The sequence below is a fragment of the Tistrella mobilis genome (genome assembly GCF_041468085.1).
GTDB classification, from domain to species: domain Bacteria; phylum Pseudomonadota; class Alphaproteobacteria; order Tistrellales; family Tistrellaceae; genus Tistrella; species Tistrella mobilis_A.
Genome location: NZ_CP121017.1, coordinates 4,127,501 through 4,147,108 on the forward strand (window position 1 = coordinate 4,127,501; position 19,608 = coordinate 4,147,108).

Sequence of the window (19,608 nt, forward strand, 5' to 3'; positions counted from 1 at the left end):
CGCAGCGCCTCGGCCACCCTGGCCAGCACCACCACCTCGACGCCGGGGCGCTCCACCGAGTGAGCCGGCCGCTCCTCGCGGAACCATCCCGGACAGACGAGAAAAGCCCCCGCCTGATCACTCAGGCGGGGGCTTTCTTAATCCGCAGGTCGGGTCGGATGCCGGTCAGGCTGCCGCCGCCTCCGGCCTGGTGGTCTCGAAGACCAGCGCGCCGTCACGAACATCCGTCCGCACCGTCGAGCCCTCGGGCAGACGGCCTTCCAGCACCATGCGGGCGAGCGGGTTCTGCACCTCGCGCTGAATGGTCCGCTTCAGCGGCCGGGCACCATAGACCGGGTCATAGCCGGCATCCGCCAGCCAGTCCCGGGCAGCCGGGCTCAGTTCGAAGCCGATCTGACGCTCGGCCAGCCGCTTGACCAGATCGGCGATCTGGATGTCCACGATCCCGCCCATATGTTCACGGCCAAGCCGGTGGAACAGGATGATCTCGTCCAGCCGGTTGAGGAATTCCGGACGGAAAGCCGCGCGAACCACCGCCATCACCTGCGCCCGGACATCTTCGGCCGGGGCACCGGGCTCCTGGCCCGCCAGCACCTCGGCGCCCAGATTGCTGGTCAGGATGATGACCGTGTTGGTGAAGTCGACCGTCCGGCCCTGACCATCGGTCAGCCGGCCGTCATCCAACACCTGCAGCAGAACGTTGAACACGTCCGGATGGGCCTTCTCCACCTCGTCGAACAGGATCACCTGATAAGGCCGCCGACGCACCGCCTCGGTCAGCACACCGCCTTCGTCATACCCGACATAACCCGGAGGAGCGCCGATCAGCCGCGAGACGGCGTGCTTTTCCATGAACTCCGACATGTCGATGCGCAGCAGCGCCGCATCATCGTCGAAAAGGAACTGCGCCAGCGCCTTCGACAGTTCGGTCTTGCCGACACCGGTCGGGCCAAGGAACAGGAAGGAGCCGATCGGCCGGCGGGGATCCTGCAGACCGGCGCGGGCACGCCGCACGGCTTCGGACACTGCCGCCACGGCCTCCGCCTGGCCGATGACCCGCTCACCCAGCACCTGCTCCATGCGCAGCAGCTTGGCGCGTTCGCCTTCCAGCATCTTGTCCACCGGCACACCGGTCCAGCGCGACACGATCGCCGCGATATGGCCGTCGCTCACCGCCTCGTCGAGCAGCCGGCTCTTCACCTGCTCCTCGGCCGCCTTCAGCTTCCGCTCCATCTCAGGGATCCGGCCATAGGCCAGTTCGCCGGCCCTGGCGAGATCGCCCCGCCGCTGGGCATTGGCTAGTTCCAGCCGCAGCTGATCCAGCTCCTCCTTCAGCTTCTGCACATCTTCGAGCCGCCCCTTCTCGGCCTTCCACGAGGCGGTCATGTCGGCAGTCTGCTTCTCCAGCCCGGCAATCTCGCCCTCAAGCTTGACCAGCCGGTCCTTCGACGCCTGATCGCTTTCACGCTTCAGCGCCTCACGCTCGATCTTGAGCTGGATGAGCCGGCGGTCGAGCTCATCGATCGCCTCGGGCTTGCTCTCGATCTCGATGCGCAGCCGGCTCGCCGCCTCGTCGACCAGGTCGATCGCCTTGTCGGGCAGGAAACGGTCGGTGATGTAGCGGTTGGACAGCGTCGCCGCCGCCACCACCGCGGCATCGGTGATCCGCACGCCGTGATGAAGCTCATACCGCTCCTTCAGGCCGCGCAGGATCGAGATGGTCTCGGCCACCGTCGGCTCTTCGACCATCACCGGCTGGAAGCGCCGGGCGAGGGCGGCATCCTTCTCGATATGCTTGCGATACTCGTCAAGCGTGGTGGCACCGATGCAGCGCAGTTCGCCGCGGGCCAGCTTTGGCTTCAGCAGATTGGACGCATCCATCGAGCCTTCGGCCGCGCCGGCCCCGACCAGGGTGTGCAACTCGTCGATGAACAGCACCACTTCGCCCGCCGCCGCATCGATCTCCTGCAGCACGGCGCGCAGCCGCTCTTCGAACTCACCCCGATATTTGGCACCGGCGACCAGCGCCCCCAGATCCAGCGCCAGCACCTTCTTGCTGCGCAGGCTCTCAGGCACGTCGCCATTGATGATCCTGAGTGCCAGCCCCTCGACGATGGCCGTCTTGCCGACGCCGGGCTCACCGATCAGCACAGGGTTGTTCTTGGTGCGGCGGCTGAGCACCTGGATGGTACGCCGGATCTCTTCGTCGCGGCCGATCACCGGGTCGAGCTTGCCGTCCCGGGCCGCCTGGGTGAGGTCGCGGGCATATTTCTTGAGCGCGTCATAGCCCTGCTCCGCCTGTGCGCTGTCGACCTTGCGGCCTTTGCGCATGTCGCGGATCGCAGCTTCAAGAGCCTGGGGCTTCACGCCGGCCGAAGCCAGCGCCTTCTGCGCCTCTGTCCGGTCGACGAGGGCAAGCGCGAGCAGAAGGGTCTCGGCCGCGACATACTCGTCTTCCAGCCGCTTGGCCAGCGCTTCCGCTTCGGCGAACACCCGGCCGGTATCCGGCGCCAGATACAGCTGACCGGCACCGCTGCCTTCAACCTTGGGCAGGCGGGCAAGTGCACGCTCCGCCGCCTCGCGCAGCTTCGCGGGATCGCCGCCCGCAGCCTGCACCAGACCCAGCCCCACGCCCTGCTCGTCATCGACCAGGACCTTCAGAAGATGTTCGGGCGTGAACTGCTGGTGCCCCCGGCCCTGCGCCAGCTGCTGGGCGGCCTGGAGGAAACCTTTTGCCCGATCGGTATAGCTCTCGATATTCATGCCGTGGCGTCCCTCGACGATCGTCCGATGGAATGGCGCACGTCCCTGCATTCGTGGCGACGGCACCGACCGACCTGACCCGGCGATCCTCCGCTGCTGCGGCCGGCCGCCGGGCGGGCCGGTTGCCCCCGGCCCACATCCCATGTGGTGAACCGGCAACAGTCGTGCAAGATCGCCTCGCACCATCTTCACGCATCGCTATGATGCGGATCTGACCTGCCCTTCCAGGAGACCGAGGGATGGCCGACGGCGCCTTGATCGACATCAACCGCTTCCCCGTGAAGAGCCTGTCGGTGGACCGGCTGGCGGAAGCCCGGCTGGAGACCGGTGCCGGCCTGCCCGCCGACCGCCGCTTTGCCTTTGCGAAGATCGGCACCCAGCCCAACCCCTTCCAGCCCGAATGGCGGCCGAAAGCCGCCTTCCATGTGATGGTGACCGAAGCGCGCATGGCGGCGATCGCCTGCCGCTACGACACCGCGACCGATCGCCTGGTGCTGACCCTGCCGGATGGCGAGGCGATCGCCGGACAGGGTGATGATCCGGATTTCGCGATCCGTGCCGGCCAGCTGGTCGCGCGCCATCTGGAACTGGCCCCGGCGAAGGCGCCGATGCTGGTGAAGGCCCGGGCGGGCTCGTTCACCGACAAGGAACGCCAGATGCTTTCGATCACCAATCTGGCAAGCGGCCGGGCACTGGCCCATGCCATGGAACTTGCACCCGACGCCCTGGATCCGCTGCGCTTCCGCAACAACCTGGTCGCCGATTTCGGCGAGCCCTGGATCGAACGCGACCTGATCGGCCGCACGATCGACATCGGCGAGGTGGCTGTCGAGGTGGTGGCGCCGGTCATCCGCTGTGCCGCCACTCATGTCCGCCCTGGCACCGCCATCCGGGATCTGGAGGTCCTGCCGGCTCTCTCTGCCACTCAGGGTCACAAGGAGTTCGGCGTCTTCACCGTGGTGACCCGGCCGGGCACGATTCGCGCCGGCGATGCGATCACGATCCGCTGAGCCTTCCCCGGCAACAACCCGCCCCGAAACACGAACGCCGCCGTCGGGACAACCGACGGCGGCGTTCGTTCAGGCGACAATGACAGCAGACCAGGCTCGTCAGCCGGCCTCACCCTCATCCGCATCGGTCGCCTTGCGGCGGGTGCGGGTGGTGGTGGTCGCACGCTTGCGGACCGGCTTCTCGGCCACCGCGGCACCCTCGGCGGCCGCTGCTTCCGCGGCCGCTGCCATCTCCGCCTTGGTACGGCGGGTACGGCGCGGCTTGGGCGCCTCTGCCTCGCCGGCATCTGCCGGCGCGGCCTCGGCGGTCCTGGTGCTCCGGCGACGCGGCGCGGGAGCCGGCTCGGCCGGCTGATCGGCCGCCGGTGCCGAAGCGGCAGGGGCTGACGCCGCGGGGGCCGGGGTCACGGGTGCCGGGGCGACGGGCGCAGGGGCGACGGGCGCCGGAGCAGCAGGCGCCGGAGCGACCGGCGCAGCGGCAGGCTTTTCAACCGGCATCGGCTTCTCGACCACCGGAGCCGGCGCGGGCTGCTCGACAACCGGCTGCGGTGCCGGCACCGGGGGCAGGTCACCCGCCGGGCGCCGCTCACGCAGCTGCTCGCCACCGAACAGGTCGCTCTCTCCGCCCCGCTCGGTCTCGCGATCCTCGCGGCCCTCGCCACGATTGCCACGACGACCACGACGGCGACGACCGCCACGCTCGTCATCCCGATCACTACGGTCCGGCCGATCACTCCGTTCAGGCCGATCACCACGGTCGCCGCGCTCGGGACGGTCACCGCGCTCGGGCCGGTCGCCACGCTCAGGGCGGTCGCCGCGCTCGGGACGGTCGGCACGCTCAGGGCGCTCACCGCGTTCGGTGCGGTCGCCACGATCGAAACGGTTGCCACGTTCGAAACGGTCACCGCGCTCACGATCACCGCGGTCGAAGCGGTCACCCCGGGCCTGGCGCTCCACCGGTTCCACGGCCTCGTCGTCACCCTCGGCGTCGCCGCTCTCGGTGTCGTCTTCGTCGGACTCGGTTTCCGTTCCCGGACGCGAGAACCGATCCTGGACCGGGATCCGGTCGGTACGGTTTTCGTCCTGGGTGCCGTTCATCAGGCGCAGATAGTGTTCGGCATGCTGCAGGCAGCTTTCCGCCAGCACCCGGTCGCCCGAACTCGACGCATCACGGGCTGCGGCAAGATAGCGGTCGATGACCTGGGACAGGTTGCCCTTGATCTTGCCGGCGGGGCCGTTGCTCTCAAAGATCCGGTTGCGGTTGACCGGCTGCTGCGGCCGGGGGCGGCCGCCGCCGCCACCACCGCCGCCACCCTGCTGCCGTCCCATGCGCGTCCGCTTGGAATTCGGGCCGTTCCTCATGTCAGTCCAAGCCGTCCTATCTGTTCTGTGTTACGGCCGAACGGGCCGTCGATGTGCCAGGTGGCAAATACTTTTGCGCCCTCTCCGCAGGGCTGTCATGACCGGGCCAGAGACCGGAAACCGCCGGCCGATCGCAGGCGACGCAGCCGAAGTCCCGTATCGCTCAGGGCGCCACCGCTGCGGCGTGCCGCGCAGTCACGCAGCGTCCGATGCGGCCCAGATCATTCCTGACGGATGTCGTCAATCCCAGGTCGCCGAAGAGGCGCTCCACATCCCGCGCCTGTCCTCGTCCGACTTCCACACATGCGAACCCGTCGGGGTGCAGCAGGCGTGCAATCACGGGCACCAGGGCCCGATATGCCTCAAGACCATCATCGCCGCCATCAAGGGCAAGATGTGGCTCGTGCCGCGCAACCTCCGGATCCAGGGTCCGGATTTCATTGGTAGGTATATAAGGCGGGTTCGAGACGATCAAGTCGAATACGTGGCCGGGAGCAGCCGAAAGCGCGGTTGCCCAGTCACCGACGATCACCGCCGCCCGGCCGGGCGCGATCCGCGCCAGATTGCCCTGCGCCACCCGCGCGGCCGCCTGGGAACGGTCGACCGCAACCGCGCGAGCCTCGGGCAGTTCGGTGAGCAGAGCCGCCGGCAGACAGCCCGAACCGGTGCCGAGATCCAGAATCCGCCAGGGATGACCACGTCCTCGACCATCGTCATCGACGAAATCCAGCACGGCTTCGATCAGCGTCTCGGTATCGGGCCGGGGGGTCAGCACATCGGCGGTGACATCGACGTCGATGGTCCAGAAGCCACGGGTGCCGAGGATCTGGGAGAGCGGTTCACGGGCGAGCCGGCGCGCAAGCATCGCTTCGGCCGCGCTGCGCGCGCCCGGCGAAACCGGCAGATGGCCACGGGTCAGCAGGCCCGCCGCGTCCAGCCCCGTCACCCGCTCCACGATCAACCGCGCTTCAAGGCCGGCATCCGCGCCGGCGATGTCTGCCAGCCGGACCGTCAGCATCCGACGCAGGGCATCCGCGTCACCGCCGCCTGCCCCGTTCATGCGCCGGTCTCGTCCAGGGCCGCCAGCCGGGCGGCCTGATCCTCGGTCACCAGTGCCTCGATCAGCTCGCCCAGCGCCTCACCCGCCACCACCTTGTCGAGCTTGTAGAGGGTGAGACCGATGCGGTGATCCGTCACCCGGTTCTGCGGGAAGTTGTAGGTTCGGATCCGCTCGGATCGATCGCCCGATCCGACCAGGCCGCGCCGCTCTGCCGCACGTGCCTCGGCCGCCGCATCTCGGGCCTGCTCGAACAGGCGCGCCCGCAGGATCTTGAGCGCCTTGGCCCGGTTCTTGTGCTGGGACCGCTCATCCTGCTGCACCACGACGATGCCGGTCGGCAAATGGGTGATGCGGACCGCGCTGTCGGTGGTGTTGACGTGCTGGCCGCCGGCACCGCTGGACCGGAAAACGTCGATCTTCAGATCCGCCGCGTCGATGGCGATGTCGACCTCTTCCGCCTCGGGAAGGACGGCGACCGTTGCCGCCGATGTGTGGATGCGGCCCTGGGCTTCGGTCTCGGGCACGCGCTGCACACGATGGACACCGCTCTCGAATTTCAGCCGGCCATAGACGCCTGCGCCCTCAATCTCCGCGACGACTTCCCGGAAGCCGCCCAGATCGCTCGCGGTCGCCTGCAGCAGCGAGACCCGCCAGCCGGCCTCCTGGGCGTAGCGCTGGTACATGCGGAAGAGGTCAGCCGCGAACAGGGCCGCCTCCTCACCGCCGGTACCGGCCCGGATTTCAAGGATGGCGCTGCGGTCATCGGCCTCGTCGCGCGGCAGCAGCATCACCCGGACGGAGCGGTCGAGCGCCTGGCATTCGGCTTCCAGGCTGCGGCACTCCTCTTCGGCAAGCGCCCGCATCTCGGCATCGGCAGCCGGGTCGCCGGCCATCGCACGGGTTTCGGCCAGTTCGCGCTCGGCCTCACGCTGCCGGCGCACCGCCTGGGCCAGCTCATCCAGTCCGGCGAATTCACGCGACAGGCGCACATAGTCGCCCGACCCGGCAACGGCCGGGTCGGCGAGCCGCGCCGCCAGTTCCTCATGGCGGCGCAGAACCTGATCGAGCTTGGCCTGAAGCGACATGACCTGAAGGTCAGCCCCGGGCAGCGAGACGATCGACGAGATCGGCCAGCGCCACCTCGGTCTGCGCACCGTCGTCCAGGCTCTTGAGCTTTGCGGCCCCCCGGGCGAGTTCGTCATCGCCGAAGATCACGGCCCGCGCGGCACCGACCCGGTCTGCGCGCTTCATGCGCTTCTTCAGATTGCCGCCATAGCCGAGGTCGACCACGATACCCGCCTTGCGCAGGCGGCGGGCCAGAACCATGGCCTCCGCTTCGGCAGCGGGCCCCAGCGGCACCAGCGCCACCGGCCGGACGGTGGCGGCCGGCGGCTCTGCCAGCAGCGACAGCCGCTCGACGCCGGCCGCCCAGCCGACACCGGGGGTCTCGGCGCCGCCCATCTGGCCGATCAGGCCGTCATAGCGGCCGCCGGCCAGGACCGTGCCCTGGGCACCCAGCCGGTCGGTCACGAATTCAAAGGTTGTGTGGCAGTAATAGTCGAGCCCGCGCACCAGATAGACATTGCGGCGGTAGGGGATGCCCAGCCGGTCGAGCCCGGCCAGCACGGTTGCGAAGAAATCGGCCGCATGGGGCGTCAGATAGTCGTCGAAACGGGGGGCGTTCGCCACCACCTCGCGATCGCCGGCATCCTTGCTGTCCAGCACCCGCAGCGGATTGCGGTGCAGCCGCTCGCGGCTGTCGTCGGACAGGCGGTCGATATGGCCTTCCAGATAGGCGACCAGGGCGGTCCGATAGGCGTTGCGGCTCTCCATATCGCCGATCGTGTTGATCTCGAGCATGGTGTCGCCCAGCACGCCCAGCCGATCGAGGATGTCGGCACCAAGTGCGATGACCTCAATGTCGCCGGTCGGCTCCGGCACGCCCAACAGTTCGACGCCGATCTGGTGGAACTGGCGCATCCGGCCCTTCTGCGGGCGCTCGTAGCGGAACATCGGGCCGCGGTAGAAATATTTGAGCGGCACCTGCTGCAGCAATCCGCCCGAAATTGCCGCCCGGGCGACACCGGCCGTGCCTTCGGGACGAAGCGTCAGCCCCTCGCCGCCGCGATCGGCGAAGGTGTACATCTCCTTGGTCACGACGTCCGATGTGTCGCCCAGGGTACGTTTGAACACCTCGGTGAACTCGAAGATCGGGGTCGCGATCTCGCCATAGCCGTAGGTGGTGCCGACATCGGCCACCGCATCGAAGACGTTGCGATAGCGCGGCATCTCGTCGGGCAGGATGTCGTGGGTGCCGCGCACCGGCTGCAGCTTGGCCAAGGCTGGGGTCTCCGTCAGGCAGGTTCTGGACTGTCTTCGAGGGGAAGCGTCGCTTGAAGGGAAAGCGTCGGGCTTGGGCGTCGGGCTTGGAAGGATCAGCCTTCGGCTGCGACCTTGCGCTTCAGCGTGGTCATGGCGGTATCGCCGGCGGCAATCGCCTCGGCGCGGGCCTCGACCAGTTCGACGATATGATCGATCAGCCGGTCGTCATTGACCTTATGGTCGGGCGCGCCGTTGATGTAGACCAGATGATGGCCGCCACCGCCGGTGACACCGATCTCGGTCTCGCGCGCCTCTCCCGGTCCGTTGACCACACAGCCGATCACCGACAGCGAGATCGGCACGGTGATATGGCCAAGCCGCTCTTCCAGCTTCGCGACGGTATCGATGACCTGGAAACGCTGCCGGGCGCAGGAGGGACAGGAGACGATCGTCACCCCCCGCCGGCGCAGCCCCAGGCTCTTCAGGATGTCGTAGCCGACTTTCACCTCTTCGACCGGATCGGCCGACAGCGAAACCCGGATGGTGTCGCCGATACCCGACCAGAGCAGCATGCCGAGGCCGATCGAGGATTTGACCGTCCCGGACCGCAACCCTCCCGCCTCGGTAATGCCCAGGTGCAGCGGGTAGTCGCAGGCCTCCGCCAACCCCTGATAGGCCGCAACCGCCAGAAAGACGTCGGAGGCCTTCACGCTGATCTTGGTCTCGAAGAAATCGTTCTCTTCGAGGATGCGGATGTGGTTGAGCGCGCTCTCGACCATTGCCTCGGGGCAGGGCTCGCCATAGCGCTCCAGCAGCTCCCGCTCCAGGCTGCCGGCATTGACGCCGATGCGGATCGAGCAGCCGTGATCCTTCGCCGCCTTCACCACCTCGCGCACGCGGCTGGCCGAGCCGATATTGCCGGGATTGATGCGCAGACAGGCCGCCCCCGCCTCGGCCGCCTCGATGGCGCGGCGGTAGTGAAAATGGATATCGGCGACGATCGGAACCGGGCTGCCGGCCACGATCTGCTTCAGCGCCGCGGTCGAGTCCTCGTCAGGGCAGGACACCCGCACGATATCGGCGCCGGCCTCTGCCGCCCGACGGATCTGATCGAGCGTGCCGTCCACATCCGGGGTCTGGGTGTTGGTCATGGTCTGCACCGAAATCGGTGCATCGCCGCCGACCTCGACCGGACCGACCCGGATCTTGCGGCTCTGGCGCCGCTCGATATGGCGATAGGCTCTGACGGTCATGATGGCTTCCGTCGCTGATCATGGCCCGCGGACGGCAGAGATGGCCGCGGATGCCGGACGTTGAAGGACTTATCAGCCGCAGCCATGCCCGGCAAGGCTCATGGACGTGAGGCCAGGGATGCAGGCCGCGGAGGCGGAGCCGACACGAGGACCGGCCGATCAGCCCGCCGATGCCTGCAGCGCCTGCCGGTCCAGGACGATGTTGCGCTTCACCACGCCGGCCGCACCAAGCGGCGGCAGGGCACGGCCGTCGACCTGAATCTCGATGCCGCCGGCATTGCCGGTGATCATGCTGGCGCCCATTGCATCGGCCGGCAGGTCATAGGTCTCACCGGCCCGCAGGATGCGGCTGAACACGGTGGCACCACCGGGTGCGCGAATCTGCAGCCAGCTGTCGGCGGTGGCAACGATCCGGATGCCGCTGCCTGACGTCGGCGCGGCAGGCCCCGTGGCCGGCGCTGCGGGCGCAGGGGTGGCCTGGGCCGCAGGGGGCTGCGTCGCAGGCGACGGGGTGGAAGGCGGCTGGGCGGCGGAAGGCGACGAGGCCGTGGCAGTCGGCGCGGTCGGCGCAGCCGTGGCAGGCGCCGGGGTCTGGGCCGCAGGCGCCCGGCCAGCGGGTGCCTGCGGGGTCGGTGCCTGAGTGGTCGGTGCCTGAGTGGTCGGTGCCTGAGTGGTCGGTGCCTGAGTGGTCGATGTCCGGGCGGCGGACGGCGCCTGGGCCGCCGGAGAAGATGTCACCGGTGCCGATGCCGAGGGTGCCGCCTCGGTGGCTTCCGTCTCTTCGGTCTGACGATCGGTCACCTCGGCGGCGGCGCGGTCGTCGGCGGTGGTCGCCGTCTGACCTGCCGTCGTGCCGGCACCGACCTGGGCAGCGTCACGCCCTTCACCACCCGACTGGAGCAGATAGGCCGGAACCTCGGCGACGGTGTCGGCGATCTGGTTCGGGGTCTCGCCGAAATAGCGCCAGCCGCCATAGGCGATCACGGCCAGCACGACCGCGACCACGATCACCGTGAAGCGCGGCATCTGGCCTTCTTCGGCCGGCGTCGGAAAATCGAGCGTATTGGCCTGGGGCACATGCTGCCCTTCGGCCTTGTAGCGCCGCAGCAGCTCCGGCACATCCAGGCCGAGAAAGGCACCATAAGAGCGCAGGAAGCCCATCACATAGGCGGGCGCCGGCAGCTCGGCATAGCGCCCCTCTTCCAGTGCCTCCAGATAGAGACGGCGGATGCGCAGCTGGTCTGCAACCTGAGCGATGTCGTGTCCCTGACGCAGGCGCTCGCGTTTCAACAGCGCGCCAACGCCGGCGTAATCGCCGGATCCGCCGGTGGGGCCACCACCGGACCCGCCGGCCTCTCCGGCGTTCACGTCGTAGAGGTGCAGGCGGCTGCTGTTGGACGTTTGGCGCGCCATCGGCTGTCTCGATCGCTCCGGTCGCAGGGTCAGGATGCAGGCGGCACCCGCGCGAATTTCAAGGTGGGGCAGGGGCAGGCGGCCGTCAATGCGGACGTCATCGCCGCCGGCGCGGCCGGATGGCGGTGCGCAGCGGACGCACCCTCTGTTTTTGCGGTGCCGAATTGCGCAGACCCTACTCCCCGTCGCGCCCGAGCGCAAGGGGAGGCCTCGGATGCCGGGCCGGCTGCCCCGAAGCTCAAGCCTGGGATAAACCAGCGGAAACCGCTCTCAGATCGCGATACCGTGATCGTGGGCAAAAGCCATCAAGCGGTCGCGGACGGAGTGGTCGGGCAGATCGATCAGCGTATCCATATAGGATGCCAGCTGGCCACGGTCGAGGCTGCGGACCATCGCCTTCACCGGCCCGATCGCACCGGCCGGCATCGACATCCGGCGGAAGCCCAGGCCGATCAGCGCCATCGCCTCCAGCGGCCGGCTGGCCATTTCGCCGCAGAGCGACAGCTCCACATCGGCACGGGCGCAGGCACCGACCAGATTGCGCAGGAAACCCAGCACCGCGGGTGAGAGCAGGTCGTAGCGATCGGCCAGTTCCGGATTGCCGCGGTCGCAGGCGAAGAAGAACTGGAGCAGGTCGTTGGAGCCCACAGAGATGAAGTCCACCCGCTCCAGCAGCGGCTTCAGCTGCCAGGCCAGGGCCGGCACTTCCAGCATGGTCCCCACACGCACCTGCGAGGGCAGGCGCTGGTGCTGGCGCCGGGCCCGCGCCACTTCCATCTGCACCAGCCGGCGGGCCGCATCGAATTCCGCCACCTCGGCCACCATCGGGAACATGATGTTCAGCTGCCGGCCGGCGCTCGCCATCAGCAGCGCCCGCACCTGGCGGCGCAGCATCGCCGGGCGATCGAGCGTCAGGCGCAGCGAGCGCCAGCCCATCGCCGGGTTCTCTTCCGGACGGTGGTTGAAATAGGGCAGCTGCTTGTCCGAGCCGACATCGAGGGTGCGGAAATAGACCGGCTTCTCCCCGGACTGGTCGAGCACGCGGGCGTAGAGATCCGCCTGTGCTGCGACATCGGGGATCTGCGATCGCACCATGAAGAACAATTCGGTGCGATAAAGGCCGATGCCTTCCGCCCCGCTTTCGGCCAGCATGCCCATATCGGCAAGCAGACCCGCATTCATCAGCAGGTTCACCCGCACATCGTCGCGGGTGATCGAAGGCATGTGGCGCAGGGCGGCGAAGGCAGCCTTCCGTTCCGCGCGGGCAGCCAGCGTCAGCTGCACCGCGTCGACCACATCCTCACCCGGCCGGATGATCAGCTGGTTGTTGTCCGCATCGACGATCACCGGATCGCCGGGCGTGATCCGGCTGAGCGCCCCGTCGACCCGGCCAAGAACCGGGATGTCGAGCGCGCGGGCCACGATCGCGACATGGGCGGTGGCCGAGCCTTCCTCCAGCACCAGCCCGCGCAGACGGGTCCGGTCGTAGTCGAGCAGCTCCGCCGGCCCCATGGCGCGGGCCACGACCACCATGTCGTCGGGCAGCTGACGGGTCTGGGGCTCCGGCTCGCCATTCAGCAGGTTGAGCAGCCGGCCGGCAATGTCTTCCAGGTCCAGCACCCGCTCGCGCAGATAAGGATCGCCCGAGGCGTTCAGCCGGACACGCATGTCGTCGAGCGTGCGCTTGACCGCAGCCTCGGCAGTCAGGCCGTTGCGGATCGCATCATTGATCTTCGAAATCCAGCCCCGGTCATGGGCGAACATCCGATAGGTCTCAAGCACCTCGCGATGCTCGCCGCCGATGGCGATATCCGGCCGCGCCAGCATGCGGTCGACCGAGGCTCTGAGCCGCTCCAGCGCATCGGCAAGACGCTCCGCCTCGACATCGGGGTCTTCGGCCACCAGCTGGCGGACCTCGATCGCCTGGCGATGCAGCACCGCGATGCCCATCGCAACACCATCGGCCAGCCGCACGCCTTCGGCGCGCTGCGGCAGGGTGGCATTGCCTTCAGCCTCCAGAAACTCGGATGGGTTGACCAGATCGCCGGCGCCGATGAGCTCGGCCAGGACCATGGCGACGGTCTGGAGGGCCTCAAGCTCCTCCTCGGCATAGTTGCGCCGGGTGCGGTTCTGGACCACCAGCACACCGACCACCCGCCCGGAGCGCAGGATCGGCACCCCCATCAGGGAGTGATAGATCTCTTCGCCGGTCTCGGGCCGGTAGGCGAAATCGGGATGGGACTGCGCGTCGGAGAGCGAAAGCGCGGTCGCCTGGGCGGCGATATGACCGACCAGGCCCTCGCCTACCCGCAGACGGGTCTTATGGACGGCTTCGGGATTGAGGCCTTCGGTCGCGAAGAGTTCGAGCACGTCGCCCGCGCGGCGGACGTAGATCGAGCACACTTCGGCAACCATGTCGGCGGCAATGACCAGCACGACCTGGTTCAGACGGGACTGCGCGGTCCCGGGCGCGGCCATGACGTCGCGCAGCCGCCTGAGCAGGCGGCGCGGTCCCGGGATGGCCGACGCCGGCGCGGTCATGTTCCGTCCGCAAGTATCAGGCGGTCGCCGCCACGGGCAGCCAACCGACGTGCCGGCACCGGGAGGTGCACGGAAATTTGCGACACGGCACCGAAGGCGCGCGCAGGGCACACCTTCCCGGACGCCGTGTCGCGGCGCCACATCTGGTCAAGCCTTGAGCGGCCCCGATTCTCGCCGCGGGTCATCTCCGCGTCGGGCCGCGCGGCCGGCCGATCAGGCGGCATCCAGACCATACTCCGCATGCAGGGCGCGCACCGCCAGCTCGGTATACTCCTCGGCCACCAGCACGCTGATTTTGATCTCGGAGGTCGAGATCACCATGATGTTGATGCCCTTGCGCGCCAGCGCGTCGAACATCTGCGAGGCGATGCCGGCATGGCTGCGCATGCCCACGCCGATGGCCGAGACCTTGGCGACGTTGGGGTCGCTGTCGATGCGCTCGCAGCCGATCTCGGCACGGGCGTCGTCCAGCACCTTCAGCGCCCGCTCCATATCGGCCTTGCCGACCGTGAAGGTCAGGTCGGTCGCACGGCCGTCTTCCGACACGTTCTGGACGATCATGTCGACATTGACGCCGGCTTTGGCAAGCGGGCCAAAAACATGCGCTGCAATGCCCGGATGGTCGGGCACACGCACCAGGGTGATCTTGGCCTCATCGCGGCTGTACGCGATGCCGCTCACCAGCTTCTGTTCCATGATCTCGTCCTCGTCAACGACCAGGGTGCCGGGCGCGTCCGAGAAGGTGGAGCGAACCTGTACGCGTACACCATGCTTCATGGCCATCTCGACCGAGCGGGTCTGCAGGACCTTCGCTCCGAGAGAGGCCATCTCCAGCATTTCCTCGAACGTGATCTTATCAAGCTTCCGCGCCTTCGCAACGATGCGCGGATCAGTTGTGTAGACGCCGTCGACATCGGTGTAGATGTCGCAGCGGTCTGCCTTGAGGGCCGCAGCCAGCGCCACGGCCGACGTGTCGGAGCCGCCACGGCCGAGCGTGGTGATGCGGCCGGTGGGCGACACGCCCTGGAAACCGGCGACCACCGGCACCTCGCCGCGGCCCATGCGGGCGATCAGCTCGCCACCCTCGATCGCCTCGATCCGGGCGCGGCCATGGGCATCATCGGTGCGGATCGGGATCTGCCAGCCCAGCCACGACCGGGCATGGACGCCAATCGCCTGCAATGCGATCGACAGCAGGCCGACGGTCACCTGCTCGCCCGAGGCGACCACGGTGTCGTATTCGCGGGCATCGTGAACCAGATCGGCCTCACGGCACCAGGCGACCAGCTGATTGGTCGTCCCGGCCATTGCCGAGACCACGACGGCCACCTCGTTGCCGGCATCGACCTCGGATTTGACGCGCCTGGCGACATTCTTGATCCGCTCGATGTCGCCGACCGAAGTGCCGCCGAACTTCATCACGATGCGCGCCATGTGGGTCCGCTCCGTCGTGTCGGCCGATCCCGCCGGGCAAGGCAGGAGATCAGGGCCGTTTTCTGGTGTGAGGGCCGTTTTTTCGGGCCGTTTCCGCGAATGCCGCCGCCGTCAAGCCCTTGTCGCTTGCAGGGCGCATATTCATACTCTCCCCTGCCGGGCCGTGCAAGGATGCGCACCGGTGATCCAGCCGATGCCGAGCCCGAGGAAAATTCAGGTCATGACCTCTGCCCCCGCCGCCGGAACCGTCGACGCCCGCGAGATCGACACCTTCACCCGGATGGCCGAGGAATGGTGGGATCCGGCGGGTCCCTTCGCGCCGCTCCATGCGCTCAACCCCGCCCGGATCGGCTATATCCGGGACACGGTCTGCAAGGCGCTGAACCGGCCGGCCGACGGCATGCGCCCGCTCGACGGCCTCGCGATCATCGATATCGGCTGCGGCGGCGGTCTGGTTTCGGAACCCCTGGCACGGCTTGGAGCGACGATGACCGGCCTCGATGCCGGGGCGCGCAACATCGCCGTCGCCGCCGCACATGCAGCCGATGCGGGCCTCGCTATCAACTATCGTGCCGCGGCCGTCGAAGACCTGGTCGCCGCAGGCGAGACCGAAGCCTTCGACGTCGTGCTCACCCTCGAAATCGTGGAGCATGTCGCCGATCCGGACCTCTTCCTCAACAGCGCCGCCCGCCTGCTCAAGCCCGGCGGCGTGCTGATCGCCTCGACGCTCAACCGCACGCCCAAAAGCTTCCTGGGGGCGATCGTGGCGGCGGAGTATGCGTTGCGCTGGGTGCCGCGCGGCACCCATGACTGGCGCAAATTCCTGCGCCCCTCGGAGCTCGCCCGTGGCCTGCGCAATGCCGGTCTCAGGCCGTTCGAGGCGGTGGGGCTGAATCGGGATCCAGTGGCAGGCTGGCGGACCGGCGGATCGCTCGGCATCAACTACTTCATCGCCGCTCGCAAGCCGGGCTGAACGCCGGCGGCCCGTCACATCACGGATCATGGCGCAGGCGGCACCCCCATCTCGACCATCGACCGGCTCCAGTCGCGGATGAAGCGGCGACGCTGCGCCGCATCCTGCACCGCAAGCAGGGCCGGACCGATCCGGATCGGCCGGGCAACGCCACCGTCGTCGAGCGCCCGCGGCCCGACGACGCCCTCGGGCATCGGCCCCGCCTCGGAGAAAAAGAAGGCTTCGTTCCGCACCACCTCCTGACCGCGGGCCGACAGCAGGTAGTCGAGGAAGCGCCGGGCGAGATCCGGCCGTGCGCCATGTGCGGGGATCAGGGCGCCGCGGGCCAGCACCAGCGCATAATCCGTCGGCACCACGACCCGGATCGACGGATCGGCCCGGGCCGCGGCATAAGCGTAGGAGCCGAGCATGTTGTAGCCGATCAGCAGCCGGCCCGATGCCACCTCTCCCACCACCTCGGAGGTACAGCAGCGCACCACCGCAGAGGCCCGCCCCAGGCTTTCCAGCAGCCGGCCGAAGATTGTGGTGGTCTGTCGGGCATCGTTGAAGGCGAAGAGATAGCCGATGCCAGAGACCCGGATGTCATAGGTGCCGACACGGCCGGCATAGCGGTCGATCCGCCGGCGCAGAAGATCGGCCAGTTCGACATGGGTGTGCGGCACCTCGGCCTCGGGCACCAGCCGGGCGTTGTAGACGAAGACCGCAGGCTCGATCGAGAAGCCGAAGACCTCGTTGCGCCAGTTGGCCCAGTCGGGCACCCGCTCAGTCTCGGGCGAAAGATGGGCGAGCGCGCAGCCGTCATTGGCAAGCTTCAGCAACTGGTCGACCGAGGGTGAAATCAGCAGGTCGCCGAGTGGTTCACCGGCCGAACAGGCTGCGATCGCCGCCGCCTGCAGATCATTGCTGACGTATTCGATATAGTCGACCGTGATGCCGGGATTGCGGGTCTGAAAATCCCGGATCAGCGGCGTCATCGCCGTCACATCCGTCGCGGCATGGATCACCAGCCGGTCGGTCTCAACCGTCGGGGCGGCAAAGACCACCGTCTCGCCTTCAAGGGCCGCCGCCGGCACAGCGGCGAGCAGAGCCCAGGCCAGTGCGGCAATCGCAGACGCCCGGCGGATCATGCCTGCCCTCCCTTGCCCGGCAGCAGCGGCAGGGCCGCGACCACCACGAAACCGCCGGCCTCCACCCGGCGGAAACCAAGCTCTCCGCCATGGGCCGCCATCACCTCGGCGGCGATGGCAAAGCCGAGGCCGGTACCGCCATCGCCGGCGCGGGTGGTGGCGAAGCGCTGGAGCATATGCGGCCAGTCCTCTTCCGGAATGCCCGGGCCGTCATCCTCGACCTCGATCATCGCCCGGCCGTCGCGGGCCACAACCCGCACCTCCAGCCGCGAGACCACGCCATGCGTCAATGCATTGTCGATGCAGTTGGCCACCGCCTCGCGCAGGCTGACCGGATCGCCCAGCACCATCACGGGCCCCTGGGGCGCATCGAAAGAGACGAGCGTGTCATGATCGATGGTGATCGGGATCGCCGAGCGGAAGGCGCGGCGGGCCACCTCGGCCAGATCCAGCGCCTTCAATTGCACCACGTCGGCACGATGAATGACCATGGCATGGCTGAGCAGCTGGTTGGTCAGCCGCGACAGCTCGCGCAGCCGGTCCTGCACCCGGGCGAGATGCCGGCGCCCGTCCTCTCCTGCGACCGCGGGCTCCAGCAGGTCCAGCTGCGCCGAGAGTGCCGTAAGGGGAGTGCGGATCTGATGGGCGGCATCAGCGATGAAACGCTGCAAGCCGCCCACCCGCTGATCCAGCCGTCCCATGAAATGGTTGATCGATCCCACGAAGGGCGCAAGTTCGCGCGGCACCTCGGGCGAGAGCGGTGTCAGGTCATGGGGATCGCGCTGGCCCAGCGCCTCGCCCATGCCCCGCACGGGGCGGAGCGCATAGCGAATCGCCAGCATGGTGGCCGCCACCGCCGCCACCGCCATCACCACCACCAGCCCGACCACCCGAAGCGTGAGTTCACGGGCGAGGTCCCGGCGGGCCCGCTCGGTCTGCGCCACGACCACCCGCGCAGTGCCGCTGATGGCAGAATCGGTCAGGCGACGCACGGCCACCGCCATCCGCACCGCTTCCCCGCCATGGCGGCCGCCGGTGACCAGTGGCTGATCACCCGCGACCTCCGCGGCGGCGGGCGGCAGCGTCAGGTCGTCATAGCCGGTCAACGTGCGGCCGTCGGTATCGATCACCCGATAGAAGATCCGGTCCTGGCCGGCCAGCCCCAGCAGTTCGAAGGCCGAAACCGGCAGGGAGACGGTAAGCTCGCCCTCTTCCACCGCAAGACTCTCGGTCATCTGCAACACGGCACCGACCAGCAGCCGGTCATAGGCGTCATCGGCCGCCGCGCGGGCATAGTACCAGGCGGCGGTGACCAGAATGACCGCGCCGGCCGCCAGCAGCACGCCGATGCGCAGCATCAGTCTGGATGCGAGAGAGGGGCGCATCTCCCCCGTCTCAGACCTGGTCATCGGTCACCAGCTGATAGCCGGCCCCCCGCACGGTTACGATGCGCACCTTCGCCCCCTCCAGCTTCTTGCGCAGGCGGCCGACATACAGCTCGATGGCATTGGGGTTCGCCCCCTCGCCGAAGCCGAACAGCTGGTCGAGCAGTTCGTCCTTGCCGAAGACCCGTCCGGGCCGGGCGGCGAAGAGTTCGAGCAGGGTCATCTCCCGCCGTTTAAGGGGGATTTCGCGGGTGCCGAGCCGGACCTGCCGGGCGGCACGATCGATGATCACGTCGCCACAGGTGAGCAAATTCGTCGCCTCACCCGCCGTACGGCGCATCAGCACGCGGGCCCGGGCTTCGAGTTCGCGGAAATCGAACGGCTTCACCAGATAGTCGTCGGCGCCGAGATCGAGCCCGCCCACCCGGTCCTCCACCTCGGATCGCGCAGTCAGCAGCAGCACCGGCGTGGTGTTCCCGGCCCGCCGCAGCCGCCGCAGGATCTCGAAGCCGTCGAGCCCGGGCAGCATCACATCCAGGATCACCAGCGCATAGTCGGTGAAGTCCAGGATCTCGGCCGCCGCCGCACCATCGATCTCCCAGTCGACGCTGTGACCGATCGCTTCGAACCGCCGGCAGATCGCCTCGCCGACGTCGTGGGTGTCCTCCACCAACAGGATACGCATCGCGCTCTCCCTTGCCGCGAGAAGCACTGACCTGCCTTGGCTATCTCCGGTGTCAGACAGGATCCTGACAGCTTCGCCCGCCATCATGCGGAACAATCCGCAGAGACGGATCCGTCAGAAGATGAAGGGGAGGATATCATGTTGCCCGACGCGGCAAATATCTAGTTTTCCGAAAAATCGCAAATCAAAGCACCTGAAGTCCTGTCATTTTCAGGACGGCATTTGCCTCGTCATGCCTCAATCTCTTCATAATCATGAAGAGAAACGGCTCCTTTTGGCC

Annotated in this window: 15 protein-coding genes (1 of these 15 running past the window's edge); 3 read left to right on the plus strand and 12 right to left on the minus strand. The window is 68.1% G+C overall.

What is annotated here, in order from left to right; translation table 11 throughout:
• Nucleotides 1-63, plus strand: the end of a protein-coding gene (locus P7L68_RS24105) for a peptidoglycan DD-metalloendopeptidase family protein (protein WP_372002352.1). Its footprint begins 1,311 nt before the window's first position; 63 of the gene's 1,374 nt are visible here — the last part of the coding sequence; the start codon falls outside the window, past its left edge; it ends in the stop codon at nucleotides 61-63.
• A gap of 102 nt (nucleotides 64-165) precedes the next feature.
• On the opposite strand, the gene clpB is transcribed toward P7L68_RS24105, so the two are convergent.
• Nucleotides 166-2,763, minus strand: coding sequence for an ATP-dependent chaperone ClpB (gene clpB, locus P7L68_RS24110; protein ID WP_372002354.1), 2,598 nt, complete (start codon nucleotides 2,761-2,763; stop codon nucleotides 166-168).
• A 239-nt stretch (nucleotides 2,764-3,002) separates the two neighbouring features.
• On the opposite strand from clpB, the gene P7L68_RS24115 reads away from it, so the two are divergent.
• Nucleotides 3,003-3,773 (plus strand): MOSC domain-containing protein, encoded by a 771-nt coding sequence (locus P7L68_RS24115; RefSeq protein ID WP_372002356.1) that lies wholly within the window; start codon nucleotides 3,003-3,005, stop codon nucleotides 3,771-3,773.
• Between the two features lie 99 nt (nucleotides 3,774-3,872).
• Here P7L68_RS24115 and P7L68_RS24120 read toward each other — a convergent pair whose 3' ends face one another.
• The 8 genes from P7L68_RS24120 to P7L68_RS24155 all read right to left on the minus strand — a co-directional run bounded on the left by P7L68_RS24120 (nucleotide 3,873) and on the right by P7L68_RS24155 (nucleotide 15,158).
• Nucleotides 3,873-5,102, minus strand: a complete 1,230-nt coding sequence (locus tag P7L68_RS24120; protein ID WP_372002358.1) for a DUF4167 domain-containing protein — start codon at nucleotides 5,100-5,102, stop codon at nucleotides 3,873-3,875.
• A 196-nt stretch (nucleotides 5,103-5,298) separates the two neighbouring features.
• A complete protein-coding gene (prmC, locus tag P7L68_RS24125; protein WP_372002360.1) occupies nucleotides 5,299-6,195 on the minus strand; it encodes a peptide chain release factor N(5)-glutamine methyltransferase in 897 nt (298 codons plus the stop codon).
• On the minus strand, nucleotides 6,192-7,280 hold the full coding sequence (gene prfA / locus P7L68_RS24130) for a peptide chain release factor 1 (RefSeq protein WP_372006945.1): 1,089 nt from the start codon (nucleotides 7,278-7,280) through the stop codon (nucleotides 6,192-6,194). Before prfA ends, prmC begins: the two co-directional genes overlap by 4 nt.
• Before the next feature lie 10 nt (nucleotides 7,281-7,290).
• Complete coding sequence (hisS, locus tag P7L68_RS24135) at nucleotides 7,291-8,535, minus strand: histidine--tRNA ligase (protein WP_372002362.1); 1,245 nt, start codon at nucleotides 8,533-8,535, stop codon at nucleotides 7,291-7,293.
• A 95-nt stretch (nucleotides 8,536-8,630) separates the two neighbouring features.
• Complete coding sequence (gene ispG / locus P7L68_RS24140) at nucleotides 8,631-9,770, minus strand: flavodoxin-dependent (E)-4-hydroxy-3-methylbut-2-enyl-diphosphate synthase (RefSeq protein WP_372002364.1); 1,140 nt, start codon at nucleotides 9,768-9,770, stop codon at nucleotides 8,631-8,633.
• Between the two features lie 159 nt (nucleotides 9,771-9,929).
• Nucleotides 9,930-11,183, minus strand: a complete 1,254-nt coding sequence (locus P7L68_RS24145; protein ID WP_372002366.1) for a helix-turn-helix domain-containing protein — start codon at nucleotides 11,181-11,183, stop codon at nucleotides 9,930-9,932.
• A gap of 270 nt (nucleotides 11,184-11,453) precedes the next feature.
• The gene (gene ptsP / locus P7L68_RS24150) at nucleotides 11,454-13,724 is read right to left on the minus strand and encodes a phosphoenolpyruvate--protein phosphotransferase (protein WP_372002368.1); all 2,271 of its coding nucleotides are present in this window, start codon (nucleotides 13,722-13,724) and stop codon (nucleotides 11,454-11,456) included.
• 213 nt (nucleotides 13,725-13,937) lie between these two features.
• Nucleotides 13,938-15,158: an aspartate kinase gene (locus P7L68_RS24155; protein ID WP_372002370.1), complete on the minus strand. Its 1,221-nt coding sequence runs from the start codon at nucleotides 15,156-15,158 to the stop codon at nucleotides 13,938-13,940.
• 220 nt (nucleotides 15,159-15,378) lie between these two features.
• Between P7L68_RS24155 and ubiG the strand changes: the two genes are divergently transcribed.
• Entirely contained in the window at nucleotides 15,379-16,131 is a 753-nt protein-coding gene (gene ubiG, locus P7L68_RS24160) for a bifunctional 2-polyprenyl-6-hydroxyphenol methylase/3-demethylubiquinol 3-O-methyltransferase UbiG (RefSeq protein WP_372002372.1), read from the plus strand.
• Between the two features lie 26 nt (nucleotides 16,132-16,157).
• Here the strand turns inward: ubiG and P7L68_RS24165 are convergent, their stop codons facing one another.
• From P7L68_RS24165 to P7L68_RS24175, 3 genes are read right to left on the minus strand one after another with little or no spacing between them, the layout of a single operon-like run.
• Entirely contained in the window at nucleotides 16,158-17,258 is a 1,101-nt protein-coding gene (locus P7L68_RS24165; protein ID WP_372002374.1) for an ABC transporter substrate-binding protein, read from the minus strand.
• Entirely contained in the window at nucleotides 17,255-18,643 is a 1,389-nt protein-coding gene (locus P7L68_RS24170) for a sensor histidine kinase (protein WP_372002376.1), read from the minus strand. The genes P7L68_RS24165 and P7L68_RS24170 overlap by 4 nt, the downstream gene beginning before the upstream one ends.
• Nucleotides 18,644-18,653: 10 nt before the next feature.
• Nucleotides 18,654-19,328: a response regulator transcription factor gene (locus P7L68_RS24175; protein WP_372002378.1), complete on the minus strand. Its 675-nt coding sequence runs from the start codon at nucleotides 19,326-19,328 to the stop codon at nucleotides 18,654-18,656.
• Between the last annotated feature and the right edge of the window lie 280 nt (nucleotides 19,329-19,608).

Coding starts and splice junctions, on each gene's coding strand:
- P7L68_RS24175 (WP_372002378.1), bottom strand. CDS start 19,328: ATGCGTATCCTGTTGGTGGAGGACACCCACGACGTCGGCGAGGCGATC.
- P7L68_RS24165 (WP_372002374.1), bottom strand. CDS start 17,258: ATGATCCGCCGGGCGTCTGCGATTGCCGCACTGGCCTGGGCTCTGCTC.
- P7L68_RS24120 (WP_372002358.1), bottom strand. CDS start 5,102: ATGGGACGGCAGCAGGGTGGCGGCGGTGGTGGCGGCGGCGGCCGCCCC.
- clpB (WP_372002354.1), bottom strand. CDS start 2,763: ATGAATATCGAGAGCTATACCGATCGGGCAAAAGGTTTCCTCCAGGCC.
- ptsP (WP_372002368.1), bottom strand. CDS start 13,724: ATGACCGCGCCGGCGTCGGCCATCCCGGGACCGCGCCGCCTGCTCAGG.
- P7L68_RS24155 (WP_372002370.1), bottom strand. CDS start 15,158: ATGGCGCGCATCGTGATGAAGTTCGGCGGCACTTCGGTCGGCGACATC.
- P7L68_RS24145 (WP_372002366.1), bottom strand. CDS start 11,183: ATGGCGCGCCAAACGTCCAACAGCAGCCGCCTGCACCTCTACGACGTG.
- P7L68_RS24115 (WP_372002356.1), top strand. CDS start 3,003: ATGGCCGACGGCGCCTTGATCGACATCAACCGCTTCCCCGTGAAGAGC.
- ispG (WP_372002364.1), bottom strand. CDS start 9,770: ATGACCGTCAGAGCCTATCGCCATATCGAGCGGCGCCAGAGCCGCAAG.
- prmC (WP_372002360.1), bottom strand. CDS start 6,195: ATGAACGGGGCAGGCGGCGGTGACGCGGATGCCCTGCGTCGGATGCTG.
- prfA (WP_372006945.1), bottom strand. CDS start 7,280: ATGTCGCTTCAGGCCAAGCTCGATCAGGTTCTGCGCCGCCATGAGGAA.
- ubiG (WP_372002372.1), top strand. CDS start 15,379: ATGACCTCTGCCCCCGCCGCCGGAACCGTCGACGCCCGCGAGATCGAC.
- P7L68_RS24170 (WP_372002376.1), bottom strand. CDS start 18,643: ATGCGCCCCTCTCTCGCATCCAGACTGATGCTGCGCATCGGCGTGCTG.